Origin of the sequence: Nocardia altamirensis NBRC 108246 (genome assembly GCF_001612685.1) — a bacterium.
In the GTDB taxonomy this organism is placed as follows: Bacteria; Actinomycetota; Actinomycetes; order Mycobacteriales; family Mycobacteriaceae; genus Nocardia; species Nocardia altamirensis.
Genome location: NZ_BDAY01000078.1, coordinates 13,862 through 26,898, shown reverse-complemented (window position 1 = coordinate 26,898; position 13,037 = coordinate 13,862). Strand labels below are relative to the sequence as shown.

The following is a 13,037-nucleotide window of genomic DNA, read 5'->3' as shown; positions in this document are numbered from 1 at the left end:
TACAGAGGGTCTACCACCTGCTCACCCGGAAGGGTAACCCGCGTGCACTGTGCGCCGCGGCACACGCACGATCTACTCCGCGGGGATCGTCGGCACTGCCAGCTGCTCGGTCCGGCACTGTGCAGCGCGGCACGCGTGCCCTCGTCAACCTCTGACACGTCCGGACACCTTCCCACCAACGGTGGTAGCGATGATCGGCCTGGATCTGGCTGCTCATACGGTGGGCTGGTGGAGTTTCTGCCCGGCCAGCGGTTCGCCGGTTTCATCGTGCAGGCGCGGCTGGGCGATGGCGGTAGCAGCGTGGTGTATCTGGCCGAGGATCCTGAAGCCGGGCGAGACGTCGCGCTGAAGATCTTGTGCGAGGAGGAGAGTCGGTCGCCTGCGGTGCGCGCTCGCTTCGTGCACGAATTCGACGTGCTCGACACGTTGCGCCATCCGGATATCGTGCGCATGTACGCCCACGGCGAGTCCGGCGGCCTGCTGTGGTCGGCGCACGAGTATGTGGCGGGCACCAGCGGGACGGCACTGGTACCGCAGAAATTGCCCGATCTCCGCCGGGCGCTGCGGATGCTCGCGCACACCGCGGCAGGGCTGGATTACGCGCACGCCAACAACGTCGTCCATCTCGACGTCAAGCCCGGCAATGTCTTGGTCGGCACCGGCGAGCCCGCCACCGTGAAGGTCTCGGATTTCGATCAGGCTCGCTGGCTCGACCGGCCCGAACCACCTTTGGCCACTGACGGTTTCGTCGCCGTCTCGCTCTCGTACGCCGCTCCCGAACTGTTGCGTGCTGGCACGGTGTCGCCTGCGACGGACCAGTATTCACTGGCGTGCACGGCCGTCGAACTGCTGACCGGCCGTCCGCCGTTCCGACGTGCCAATCTCATGGCAATCGCGCAGGCCCACTTGCATGATCCGCCCCCACGGATCGCCGAACAACATCGGTGGATGCCACCGGAGGTCGACACGATCCTGCACCGATCCCTCGCAAAGGATCCCGGTGCTCGCTATTCCTCGTGCGCCGAGCCGATCCGCCTGCTCAGCGAGGCGCTCGACGGCCACGAACCTTTTCCCGATTCGGCATTGTTCCAGCTGCGGACGACGCTGTCGCGCTTGCCGCTGCTGCGTCGACGGCATGCAGCGACGCCTCGGATAGCAGTCCCGCGCCCCGGCGAACACCCTGACCAGCCCAGTCGTCAACCGTGACGACACGGAAAGCGGCCGAGCCCTGTCACCGCCCTCGACGGCCAGTGAAACCGCCCGACTGACGAACGCCAACTTCAATGGCTGACAGCCGGATTCGCTCTGCCTCATGGCCTGTCTGGCACGATAGAGATCGTGCGGCCGCTTCTGCTCCTAGACATCGACGGCCCGCCCTCTGACTCGAGCTTGCGGCAACACCTCCCTCGGCCGCAGTTGCCTCTTCGCGATCTTCCCGGCTCGATCAGATGGAGAATCTCGCCGTAAGGGAGAACTCTTGGTAGTGGCTTGCGGTCGTTGTTCTAGTGATCGTCTCGGGCTTGCCTGCGTCGATATTCCGCCGCCCTGGTCTGGTAGTTCTTGTGTTCCTGTGCGTGGTCGGGGGGAAGGTGCGGTGCGTCCGGGGATATTGTGGCGAAAAACCGTGTGAGGGCGGTGTTCGAGCTCACGGCGAGTTCGCCGGATCGCGGGAACATCGTTGCTTCGTAGCGGGCGACCGCCTCGTCGAGACTGTTCTCTTTGAGGATGGCGTGCGCGAGTTCCGCGCCGTCGAGTAGCGCGAGGTTTGTGCCGTGGCCGCCGAAGGGTGCCATCAGGTGGGCGGCATCGCCGATCAGGGTGACGCCGGGGACGTGGTCCCAGGTCAGTGGCGCGGGCAGGGCCCAGAAGCTGCGCGGTATGTAGTCGCTGTCGTTGTCGGTGATCAACGGGCGCATGAGCGCGGACCATCCGCTGAACTCCCGCAGCAGGTAGGCGCGGACGGCTTCGCGGTCGGTGAGGTCGACCCCGGCTGTGACATCCCAGTCGAGCGGGGCGCGGAAGGCCACGTAGCCGCGGACCACGCCGTTGCTGTTGCGCTGAACGATCACCGCGCGGCCGTCGCCGTCGGCGGAGAACATGTGGCCGTCACCGACGATCGCGGCGATCTCGGGATGGCGGGTGTCAACGTCGTCGAAGCGGGCATCGAGAAAACAGACGCCCAGGTACTGCGGTGTGGCGTCGGTGAGCAGTTGCCGGACCCGCGACCACGCGCCGTCGGCGCCGATGACGAGGTCGACGTCCACGCTGACGTCGTTGGCGAACTCCAGCCGGTGCACCCCGCCGCCGCGCGGGTTGGTGTGGACGAGTTTGTGCCCCCAGCGGACCGTGCCGGGCCGCAGGTGCTCGTAGAGCATGGCCCGCAGTTGGCCGCGGTCGATCTCGGGAGCCGCCTCGTCACCCTCGGCGGGGATGAACTCGGCCAGGACGGTGCCGTGCTGGTCTCGGCGGCTTTTGGCCTGACCCTCGACCCGGGCCAACGCCCGGAACGCCTCCATCAGCCCGGCGTCCTCCAACGCGATCTGGCCGGCGTCGGCGTGCAGGTCGAGCGTCCCTCCCGGGTCACGAGAGTCCACGGCGGCGTCCGCGTCGTACACGACCGGTTCGATGCCGTGCCCCTGCAGGATACGAGCGCAGATCAAGCCGGCGGGACCGCCGCCGACGATGGCGATACGAGGTGTGTCCATGAGGTGAATCCCTTTACGCGTGCTGTGGCGATGTGGATCGGCGAGAGTGCTCACCACCGCCTACGTTAGGTGAAACGTTTCAAAAAGTAAATCAGTTCCATCTTTGAATCCGCTCTACCATTATGTTAGGTTCGGGGCGTGACCGAGATCGGGCGTCGTGAGCGCAAGAAAGCGGCCAACCGCCAAGCCCTGGCTGACGCGGCGCTGCGGCTGTTCCTGGAGCGTGGCTTCGACGCGGTCGGTGTCCGGGAGATCGCCGAGGCCGCCGACGTCTCGGTGGCCACGTTGTTCAAGCACTTCCCCGGCGGCAAGGAAGCACTGGTCTTCGATCAGGACGCCGGGCGCGAAGCAGCGCTGGTCGCCGCCGTCCGCGAACGCCCCACCGGCCAGTCCATCCCCCAGGCACTGCGTGAGCTCCTGCGCGACGAACCCTCCCGCCAGGTTCGTGAACACCCGCGCTTCGCCGACTTCCGCCGCCTGATCGACACCACGCCCGCATTGCGCGAATACGCCCGCCGCATGTGGCTACGCCACGAGAACGCCCTGGCCGCAGCGATCGCCACCGACATCGGACTACCGGAGAACGACCCCGCCTGCCAGGCACTGGCCCACTTCACCCTCGAGGCCGTCACTCTCGTCTACGGACGAGACGACGCCGAATCCGCACTCGACCGGATCTTCACCCTCCTCGACACCGGATGGACCGCCACAACCACCGCCCCCCGCGGCGACACCTGACCACAAACGTCCGCACATGCCGCCTATCGCGCGGCCCGGACCGGCCAGCGGCGGTCTGCGGAAGATCAACGGGCCGAAACCATCTCGGTCCGTCGGGAGTGCGCGGTAGCCGAGAAGCGCGCACCCCGACGGATACGCGCTTCTGCCGTTTCGGCATGCCGTACCTTCCGCTCATGCCGCGACCTGCGCGGTTCGAAACCGTCGGCGTGGGCGTCTGGAAGATCAACGGGCCGAGATCATCTCGAACCGTTGGGGTCGGTAGAACATCAGGAACAGCCGATGTGCGGGCGGCCACCGCGGCTGGTCAGGTGATCAGGGGGCACTGTGGGCGGCATCGGCCGAGAGGACAGTTACCTCATTGCCCCCTGATCGACTGTCCAGCAATGTATCTCGCGCGATGTCGACCAGCCGCGCGGCGTTGCTGGATGCCGTTTGGCTAGCAGGCTGAGGTGCGCTGCGGTTCAGCACATCCGGTAATGGTGCGGGGCCAAACCGGTCGGCGCGGGCCTCGGACGATCAACGGCCGAAGGCATTCCGACATCGACCGAACGCACGGTATTGCCGAATATGTGATGGCTACGGAGTCGCCCACAACCGCACTGTGCTGTCGGCGCTGCCGGTGGCCAGCAGCGTGCCGTCCGGGCTGAATGCCACTGAGCAAATCGTGTCGGTGTGGCCAGTGAGGGGTTGGCCGACAGGTTGACCGGTGTTCATGTTCCACAGTCGGATGGTTCTGTCGTCACCGCTGGAGGCCAGTAGCGTCCCCTTCGGGTTGAATGCGACCGTTTGCACATAGTCGGTGTGGCCGGTCAATGGTGGTCCGACAGGTTGACGGGTGCGGGCATCCACTAGCTGCACCGCATTGTCGTCGCTGATCGCCAGTCGTGTGCCGTCCGGACTGAACGCCATCGACCGAGCGCGGCGCTGGTTGAGGGGCGGTCCGTCGGGTTGGCCGGTACGGGCGTTCCACAACTGCACCATGTCGTCGTCGCCGACGCCGGAAACGGCCAGCAGCGCGCTGTCCGAGCTGAACGCGATCGCGCCCATATTGATGTTGGTGGTGTTGTGGAAGAGTTGCACCTGTGCACGGGTTCGCGCATCCAATACCTGCACCCAATAGCAGTGGCAGCTGAGGGCGATCAGGGTGCCATCCGGGCTGAACGCCACCTCATCGGTGTAGAGGTCGTTGGGGAGGGGTCGCCCGTCGAGTTGGCGACTGCGCACGTTCCAGAACCGCACCGTGTCATAGCTACCGGAGACCAGCGAGGATCCATCGGCGCTGAACGCTACTGAGGCAACGGAATTGGTGTGGCCGGTGAGTGGTGCTCCGTCGGGTTGGCGACTGTGCACATTCCATAGTCGCACCGACATGTCGGCACTGCTCGAAGCCAGCAGGGTCCCGTCGGGGCTGAACGCGACCGAGTTCACGCGATTCGTGTGCCCGGTGAGGACGGCGATTCCGTTGTCCGGGTTCGGGGCTGGTTCCGATCCGGATCGGAGCGCGGCGATTCCGTTGTCCGAGTTCGGGGCTGGTTCCGATCCGGATCGGAGTGTGACCATTCCGGCGGCAACCCCGGCCGCGGCGACCGGCAGCCCGAGAGCAGCACCGATCAGCAGCCGGCGGCTGACCCGACGCGATGCGGTCGCCGGTATCGGCACCGGGTCGCCGGAGTCGCTGCGGTCATACCCCACACCACCCGCACCGAGGAGCCGTTCAATGGTGTAGCCCGCGAAAACCGCTCCCACCCGCAACTGCACACCGACTCCTGATCCTGTCTCGAACGCACCGCTGTACTCCCGCGGTACGGCCCCGCGGGCAACCTAACGCAACGACCCACCATCAACGGCTCAACCTTGCCTGATGGCGGAACACGCTCTCCAGCGAATCAGCACTCGACCGCTCGGGGGTCATTAGGCCGTCATCAGCCCGTCATCGATCTCAATTCCCGCAGATAGGGAAAGGAATTCCGGCGCGAGTGTCCAGTCGATCCCGTTACCCCACACCTCGGCCGATGAGTTTGTGGCTCCCGGCCGGTCAAAGCTCATGACACCCTACGAAAGGAACACCGCCATGTCGGAGCTTCTCGTCGACTTCATCACCTCCCTCGACGGCTACGCATCGGGCGAGGGATGGCCCGGGTTCTGGGGCCTCGAGGGCCCGGAGTACCTCGCGTGGCTCGGCGAGCAACCCGAAGCCACCCACCTGATGGGAGCAAACACCTACCGCCTGATGTCGGGCTTCGCTGCCGGCGAGGTCCCCGATGGCCAAGACGAGTTCAGGCCAGAAGAAGAGGCGTCCGTCGACGGGCTCACAAAAGCATCCAAGGTGGTGTTCTCCTCCTCACTCGAGGAGCCACTGACGTGGGCCAACTCCACGCTCGTCCGCGACGACGCCATCGAGGCGGTCCGCGCCATGAAGTCGAGTGGTTCGGGGCTCCTCACCACAATCGGCAGCCTGAGCCTGTGCCGGTCCCTGCTACGAGCCGGACTCGTCGACCGATTCCGAGTCGTGATGTTCCCGGTCATCACCGGCGCCACGGGCGCAGAACGCATCTACGACGGCTATCCGGACGTTGCCCTCGAGATGATCGAGCACCGCACCTTCGACGGCCGCATCCAACTGGTCGAGTACAAACCCCGCGTCCTCGAGCACCCCCCGCTCGGCGCCCCTGCCTGACGTCGCCTGTCCACCAGTCCGGACCGCCGCCGGGGGCTTGCCGTCTTAGATCCCCGCTGGGCATCACGGTTGCGATGAGAGAGAAAGTTCCTTACTAGCCGGGTCGGGCCGGGAGGAGGCTTCTCCAGCGTTCGGGTGGTCCGGCATCCTCACATGTTCATAGGACGGTGCGCGCGCCGCCGTCGACGTTGATCACCTGACCGGTGATGTACCGGGCTCCCGGCGAGGCCAGGAAGTACACCGTCTCGGCGATATCGGTCGGTGTGCCGGCGCGACCGAGGAAGGTCTCGGCGATCCACTGGTCGCTTTGCTCGGCGGTGAGGGTGTCACCGAACAAGTCGGTGCCGCCAGTGAAGCTGGGGGACACCACATTCGAGGTGACACCGCGCGGTCCGAGCGTGCGGGCGATGTCGATGTTCCACGACGCCAGGCCCGCCTTGGCCGCGCCGTAGGAACCGTCACCGAGATCGGCCGCTCTGGATCCGATGTGGACCACGGCAGCGCCGTCAGCCAACCGCTCGGCCACCGCGTACGTGGTCAACACCGCGGCCAAGAGGTTCTTGTTCAGGTCGGACCGCCAGCGCTCGGCGAGACCGGCCAGACTGTCAGGCTCGGGCAGACCGATGGAGACGGCGCCGCCGAGATTGTTGACCAGCACGTGCAGCCGGCCGGGCAGCTGGGCGACCGCGGCCAGAATCCGCTCCGGATCGGTGTGATCGCACGGCATCGCATGCACCTGTTCGCCCAGCGCAGCGGCGGCCTTCTGCAGAACTTCCGCGCGGCGACCGGTGATGTAGACCTCGTCGCCATCGGCCGCGAAACGAGCGGCAATCGCGTAACCCATACCGGTACCACCACCGGTAACCAACACAGTGCGCGTCACCACAGACTCCCTTCATGCAGGTCTTCATGACCGGGAGGGTCGAATGTTCGCTAATTCGGCACCTGTGTACCAAACTAGCGAACTTACCGCCGTCGTTGTGGTGGTCGACGAGGAAGCTCACCTCCGTGCGGTCTTAAGCCTCGCCCACCGTCGTCGACGATGCCTGCTTCGCGCCTGTTCACGAACGTCCTGAAATGGTGTTGGGCGCGCGTTCTGCCCGGAGTGGCTCGTGGTGGCTCACGACTCTTCATGTGATGGCGTACGAGTCGCATGTGGCGGTGCGGAGAGCTCGGTCGGGGCGGCGAGCAGTCACCGCTTGCAGTCGGCGATCAGCGCGTCGTCTTATGCCCGTGGAGGTCTGACGGACCGGTCAGCATCGGAAATTGGTTGGTACAGAACAGGTTCGAATCAGCCAAGGCGGCGGCACGAGAGTTCGAGTTCGCCTGCGGGCCACGCAGCAGTTCGCGGACAATGACCGTGCGACCCCGGTTGCGTCGAATGTTGTTCGCCGCGACCGACGTTCATCACAGCGGCGAGCTGTTGCCCGGCATCGCAGGTCGATCGCGGTGCGTGTGGTGATGGTGTCGTCGAGATACCAGAGCAGGGGACATCGATGGACACTTCAGGGATTCCCGAGGGCGAACAGCTGTACTTGTTCACGGGCGGAACGATATTGACCGTTGACCAGGCCTTCTCGATTGCCGAGGCAATCGCGGTTCAGGGCAATCGGATCGTCGCGGTCGGCGCGGAGGCGACGGTGCGCGACATCGTGGGGGAGGGAGCCACGGAGATCGATCTGGCGGGCCGAACGATGTTGCCGGGCTTCGTCGATGCGCACACCCACGTATTGACCGGCAGCATGGTGGCGGCGCTGATGGAGTACGTCGGCATGGCGCGCTTCGCCACCGCGCGGGAGGTACTCGATCATCTGACAGACATGGCAAGCCGAGCGCCCGAAGGCAAATGGATCCTCGCCCGCAATTTCGATCCGGCCGTGCAGCCCGACCTGGCAGCGCTGACGTTCGCCGAACTCGACGCGGTCTCGACCACGCACCCGGTGTTCGTCCTCAACGCCTCCGGACACATTGCCTATGCGAATTCCGCGGCGTTCGCCGCCGCAGGCATCGGGGAGGATGTGGAGAATCCGGAAGGGGCGGAGTTCGTTCGCGATGCCGACGGAAAGCTCACCGGGACAATGAAGAACGGTGTCGCATACAACCAGGTCCTTGGGAAATGCGATGCCGCTGCCGGATTGAACCCGGTCGATGCGCTGATCGACCTACTCGAAGGTTGGCGGCAGGTCGGGTTGACCACGGTGAGTGAACTGGGATTGGGCACCTTGAGCCACACACCCGACGACCTCACCGTCCTGACGCAGGCGGCAGGCACCGGCAAGCTCGAGACCCGTATCCGCGCCTACCCCTTCTACACCCTCGGCGCCGACACCTGGGACGCGGCGGGGGTGCGGCCGGGCGACGGCGATGCGTTGGTGCGTATCGCGGGCTACAAACTCGTCGCCGACGGCTCCAACCAGGGATTCACCGGCCTGCAACGCGAGCCGTATCTCAACACCGACAACTACGGAATCGCCTACATGGAGCCTAAGGTGCTCGCGGCGGAGGTGGTCGACCGCGCGAGCAAGGGCTGGTCGCTCGCGATCCACGGCAATGGCGACGCCGGTATCGACAACATCCTGGATGCCTGCGACGCGATCCGCGATGCCGGGGTGGAGCCGGGCGCTGTGCGGGTGCGGATCGAGCACTGCTCGATCCTGCACGACGAACAGATCACCCGCATGAAAGACCTCGGCGTGTCCGCCAGCTTCCTGATCGGGCATGTCCATTACTGGGGTATTGCGATGCGCGACACAGTTTTCGGCGCACAGAAGGCATCGCTGCTCGATCGGTGCCGCAGCGTGGAGACAGCGGGAATCGGGTTCACGCTGCACTCCGACTTCATGGTCACCGACCCCAACCCACTGCACATGATCGAGATGGCCGTCACCCGGCGTACCTGGAAAGAACCCGACTACGTGCTGGCACCCGAAGAGCGCATATCGGTGGAATCAGCAATCCGCGCCGTGACATCCGAAGCGGCGTGGCAGCTCTCCTCCGAACATGAAGTCGGCAGCCTCGAGGTCGGCAAATACGCCGACTTCATCATCCTCGACAAAGACCCCCGCGCCGTCCCGCCGGATCAGATCAAAGACATCACGGTCCTGGAAACCTGGATGAACGGCAACCAGGTCTATTCAAGGAGCGACCGCCGACCGTCGACAAGCTGATCCGGCGGTTGGATCACACGATACGAGGGAACTCGCAGAGCCGAACTTGGTTTCGGCTCTGTGAGTTTCGGGTGAAACAGACGAACCCGTTCGAGTCCGTCACCGGTAGTGTTGCTTTTTGAGTTCCTGCATTTTGGCCAGGAAATCCCGTGCCAGCTTCGTGGCCGCTTCGGAGGCACTCGCACAGAACTCACCTTCGGACAACTCATACAGGGTACCCGGCCTGATGTCGACCGAGAAACTTTCCATACCCACCGAGGATATCGTGAACCGCCCGTCGCTGGACTCGCCGATGGATTCGATCTCGGCGCGGTCTGCGAAAAAAGCCAAATTCTGTGGATCATGGGCATCGGTGAACAGATGAGTGCCCTCGAGCGCTTTTCGATACTGCCGCACCCACCCGATTCTCAGTAGCCTCCCGATAGCTTCCATGGCCAGCGCCAGCCTCGATTCATTAGCCAAGCCGTAAACGCTTTCGCCGAACGAGAACGTGACATCGGTATAATGACGCAACTCCGCTCGATTTCCGCCCTGGGCGCGCGCACATGTACTCGAATATCATCTAGTCGCTCAGCCAGATCCGCCAAGGCCCCTCCTCCTTCGCTTCCAATACTTCGGCTTACCTACACCAATGTCACAGATTTGGCTTACCCAAGCCGCTGCGACCGAGGAGGTCACGATCGTTCATGCCGGCCAAATTCGGACGGGCGGAGACCATCAGGTCTTGACTCTTGTGCATGGCATCGATCCAACCCCGCACCAGCGGTACGATTTTCTGTTGCTCGGCCTCATGAATGCGTGTGAGTAGTCTGTTGATCGCTTCCACCATCGCGTCGATGATAGCGCGGGCCGAGTGCCCGGACCCAGGGGGAATGCTATCGTTCATGGCATTACCCATGGTCGCGGCTGCGCCAATCGCCGCAACCACCCAAACACCACCCGTCACGGCGGTAATGCCTACCCCAATGAGAGTGGTGAGCGCGGAACTCACCGTCAGCCCATACTTCCAGTTGGCCGGACAGTAACCACCGGAGTTGTTGAGCGCCGCTATCGCGGTTTCCGCAATTTTAGCGATGTCCTCGCGCGCTGCGCGCCACATCGCCCGGTGCGCCTCCAGGACACCTTTCATTACGGACAGCGCTGCAAATTGATTTCCGGAAATCGTTGCGAAACGGTCGATGAAGTTGGCCTTGAACGCTATCGCAGCATCGCCGGTCCAGATGTCCAGGTAACCACCGGCGGTAACCATCCTGGCCAGGTCCGTGCCGTTCATGGCCACGTTCTGGTTGGGGTCGGTATGCGCAATTGCCTTGGTGCTCAGCTCCGCCATGGCGGAGCTGAGAGTGTGAATCAGCGGATCGTACCCCGCCGGATCGGGCATCCTGGAGAACGGCTCGAACAATGGTTCGATATGTTGATAGCGCTGCTCGGCCAGCTCTCTCGGCTCCTCTTGTGTTCCCACTTCGATAGCCTTCTCCCTGATATACTTCGCGTCTTGCATGAGCTTTTCGAAACCCATAGCTAGCCTTTCAGATCCGGGTCGAGCTTTACACGGCGGAGCAACTCGGCAGCTGATATTCGGTCGGTCTCCGCGTAAAGCATCACGGCACTGTGCAGCGCCGCGGATGTATCATCCAGATTGGATTTGGTCTGTTTCAGGTAGCCCACCACGATATTGTGCAACTCGAGATAGGCCGGGTGCACCTGATTAGCGCCGAATTCCGCCGGCCGCTGCATCGCCTTATCCAATCCGTCCAGGACGCGCTGACAATTACTGATTGCGCTGTTGTAGTCGCCTGAGATCATCGGGAAGGTAGCCTTTGCCACATGCTCTAGTTTCCACAGGTTGACACCCAACGCTTCGCTGTCCTTAGCCACGTTCGCCCTCTCTTTGAATCCCTCATCCGCGAATATTGGCCGATGCCAGGCGGTCCAGCTCCACGGTCCAGGCGGTTCGATCGCATAGCGAGGCTAATCTCGATCCTCGTCCGCTCTGAACATGAGACTTATCCAGGTGATGAGTTTCATGACCCCCGCTTTCCGAACGCACGACAATCCGGCATGACATGTTCACTGCTGGAATGCCTGGCGTACCAATATCTTGCCGGACGAGGCCCTCGTGTTCAACTCGACTTTGCAGCACCGCATCGACACTGCCGAAAATGTACTCTGGCAGCGCAGACGGACCCGTTGCCGCAGCATCTAGCTGCGACTGCTCGGTTTTCAACTAGCGTCGGTTGGCGGCACCTCATTCTCCTTGGCGCCACCGAACCCACTGCACCGCCCTAGACGCACCAGACGTCCGATAGTGCCGCGACCCGCGCGTTTCGGACCAGCCAGTGCTGGTGTGCCTGTACTTTCGATGCCTGCTGGAGGCGGGTTGATCATTCCGGCCGAGGGGTTTCGGTGCAGCGCGTGAATTTCCCAACGCTGGTAACCCATCAATAGATTCGGGTATGGTTCGGCGCTCGACCGAATAGTAGGATTTTCATTATTCCGGCCGGACTCCACTCGGGTCGTGAGGTCTTCTTGTCAAGGCCGTGGAATCGGGGGCTACAGCCCGAATATCTCCATTGCAATACTTGCCCGGTTCGTTGTCGGGAGTCGAGATTTTGGAGAAGAGGTATTTCACTGTGTCTGTTTCCAAGAGGGCAAGCGTCGTGCTGACCGCGCTCGGTGCGATCGCGGCGGCTGTCGCGCTCGGTGCGCCGCAAGCGGGTGCCGTCGTTACCGGTATCGATATCACGCCGACCGAGGCCGGGTGCTCGTATACCGTTGTCGCGCACGCTGATCCGGGAAAGGCGGTGGTGTTCTTCGATGCCGACGGGACACTCGAAGGCACTCGGGATTCCTTCCCGAAGGTCAGTCCAACGGCCGATGAGTCGGGGAGGGCGACGACCACCTGGACCCCGATCAAGAAGGGCGCGCACAACATCATCGCGCAGGAATATCTGGCGGGTACGCCATCGCACAGTGTGACGGTGGACACGAACGCGAATCCCCGCTGTAACAGCCAGTCCTGATGACAACGGCCGGGTCCCGATAGCCATCGGGCCCCGGCCGTTCATCGGAGGGCCTGATTCTCCCGTTCGCCCGACCGCCAATCGTTGAATCGCTTGCCGATCTTCGACACCGTTTCGGTGACCTCCTGCTCGACCGTGTTCACCGCGGCGCCGGACAGCGTTGAATTTCGACTGCTGTTCGTCGGGTTGCGGGGCGAAGTTGTCCGCGAATGTCGACGGCGGTGGGGTGCTGTCAGACTGGTCGGGTGATCGTCAGACTTGCGCAGGAGGCGGACTTGCCTGCCATCCTCGGTTTGGCATCCGAGGTCGAGCAGTGGTTCGGCTCGATGGTTGAGGATCCAGGGTTCCGTAGCTCGGTGGAAAATCATATTCGTCGGTCGACGGCGCTGGTCACTGTTGCGGGGTCGGATCTGGTTGGTGGGCTGTTGTTCGGTGGCAAGGCTCCGGTGTATCGGGTTCACTGGCTTGTGGTTTCGGAGCCGAACCGTGGGAAGGGCGTCGGTCGCGGGTTGATGGCGGAGGCCAGGCGCAGATTCGTGCGGGGTCCAGGCTGTGTCGAGGTGATCACTTTCGGGGCCGATCATCCGGGTGCGGTTGCCGGCGGAGCACGCAGCTTCTACGAGAGTCTCGGTTTCGTGCCCGCCGAAGCCGCTGTCGCCGGCCCGGAAGGCGGTTCCCGGCAGGTCTATCGCCAGGTTCTCGGCTGATCGGTGTGATCGTGGCCGGA

The 13,037-nt window shown here is 63.7% G+C and carries 12 protein-coding genes; 6 read left to right on the top strand and 6 right to left on the bottom strand.

Going from position 1 to position 13,037, the window contains the following annotated elements; translation table 11 throughout:
• Positions 1-228 precede the first annotated feature (228 nt).
• Positions 229-1,206 carry a serine/threonine-protein kinase gene (locus NA11_RS33600; RefSeq protein ID WP_069166083.1) on the top strand — a complete coding sequence of 326 codons (978 nt, stop codon included), beginning with the start codon at positions 229-231 and terminating at the stop codon, positions 1,204-1,206.
• Between the two features lie 296 nt (positions 1,207-1,502).
• On the opposite strand, the gene NA11_RS33595 is transcribed toward NA11_RS33600, so the two are convergent.
• Positions 1,503-2,705: an FAD-dependent oxidoreductase gene (locus NA11_RS33595; RefSeq protein WP_069166082.1), complete on the bottom strand. Its 1,203-nt coding sequence runs from the start codon at positions 2,703-2,705 to the stop codon at positions 1,503-1,505.
• Between the two features lie 138 nt (positions 2,706-2,843).
• On the opposite strand from NA11_RS33595, the gene NA11_RS33590 reads away from it, so the two are divergent.
• Positions 2,844-3,443, top strand: coding sequence for a TetR/AcrR family transcriptional regulator (locus NA11_RS33590; protein ID WP_069166081.1), 600 nt, complete (start codon positions 2,844-2,846; stop codon positions 3,441-3,443).
• A 576-nt stretch (positions 3,444-4,019) separates the two neighbouring features.
• On the opposite strand, the gene NA11_RS33585 is transcribed toward NA11_RS33590, so the two are convergent.
• Positions 4,020-5,201, bottom strand: a complete 1,182-nt coding sequence (locus tag NA11_RS33585) for a WD40 repeat domain-containing protein (RefSeq protein WP_069166080.1) — start codon at positions 5,199-5,201, stop codon at positions 4,020-4,022.
• Between the two features lie 313 nt (positions 5,202-5,514).
• On the opposite strand from NA11_RS33585, the gene NA11_RS33580 reads away from it, so the two are divergent.
• A complete protein-coding gene (locus NA11_RS33580; RefSeq protein ID WP_069166114.1) occupies positions 5,515-6,120 on the top strand; it encodes a dihydrofolate reductase family protein in 606 nt (201 codons plus the stop codon).
• A 157-nt stretch (positions 6,121-6,277) separates the two neighbouring features.
• Here the strand turns inward: NA11_RS33580 and NA11_RS33575 are convergent, their stop codons facing one another.
• Positions 6,278-7,003 (bottom strand): SDR family NAD(P)-dependent oxidoreductase, encoded by a 726-nt coding sequence (locus tag NA11_RS33575; RefSeq protein WP_069166079.1) that lies wholly within the window; start codon positions 7,001-7,003, stop codon positions 6,278-6,280.
• Between the two features lie 613 nt (positions 7,004-7,616).
• On the opposite strand from NA11_RS33575, the gene NA11_RS33570 reads away from it, so the two are divergent.
• A complete protein-coding gene (locus tag NA11_RS33570) occupies positions 7,617-9,287 on the top strand; it encodes an amidohydrolase (RefSeq protein ID WP_069166078.1) in 1,671 nt (556 codons plus the stop codon).
• Positions 9,288-9,386: 99 nt separating this feature from the next.
• Here the strand turns inward: NA11_RS33570 and NA11_RS33565 are convergent, their stop codons facing one another.
• The 3 genes from NA11_RS33565 to NA11_RS33555 all read right to left on the bottom strand — a co-directional run bounded on the left by NA11_RS33565 (position 9,387) and on the right by NA11_RS33555 (position 11,165).
• Positions 9,387-9,800, bottom strand: a complete 414-nt coding sequence (locus NA11_RS33565) for a hypothetical protein (RefSeq protein WP_218023431.1) — start codon at positions 9,798-9,800, stop codon at positions 9,387-9,389.
• 121 nt (positions 9,801-9,921) lie between these two features.
• Complete coding sequence (locus NA11_RS33560) at positions 9,922-10,806, bottom strand: hypothetical protein (RefSeq protein WP_069166077.1); 885 nt, start codon at positions 10,804-10,806, stop codon at positions 9,922-9,924.
• Between the two features lie 2 nt (positions 10,807-10,808).
• On the bottom strand, positions 10,809-11,165 hold the full coding sequence (locus tag NA11_RS33555; RefSeq protein ID WP_141717986.1) for a hypothetical protein: 357 nt from the start codon (positions 11,163-11,165) through the stop codon (positions 10,809-10,811).
• 755 nt (positions 11,166-11,920) lie between these two features.
• Between NA11_RS33555 and NA11_RS33550 the strand changes: the two genes are divergently transcribed.
• Both NA11_RS33550 and NA11_RS33545 read left to right on the top strand, forming a co-directional pair.
• On the top strand, positions 11,921-12,310 hold the full coding sequence (locus NA11_RS33550) for a hypothetical protein (RefSeq protein ID WP_141717985.1): 390 nt from the start codon (positions 11,921-11,923) through the stop codon (positions 12,308-12,310).
• Between the two features lie 245 nt (positions 12,311-12,555).
• The gene (locus NA11_RS33545; RefSeq protein ID WP_069166075.1) at positions 12,556-13,017 is read left to right on the top strand and encodes a GNAT family N-acetyltransferase; all 462 of its coding nucleotides are present in this window, start codon (positions 12,556-12,558) and stop codon (positions 13,015-13,017) included.
• The last annotated feature ends 20 nt before the right edge of the window (positions 13,018-13,037 follow it).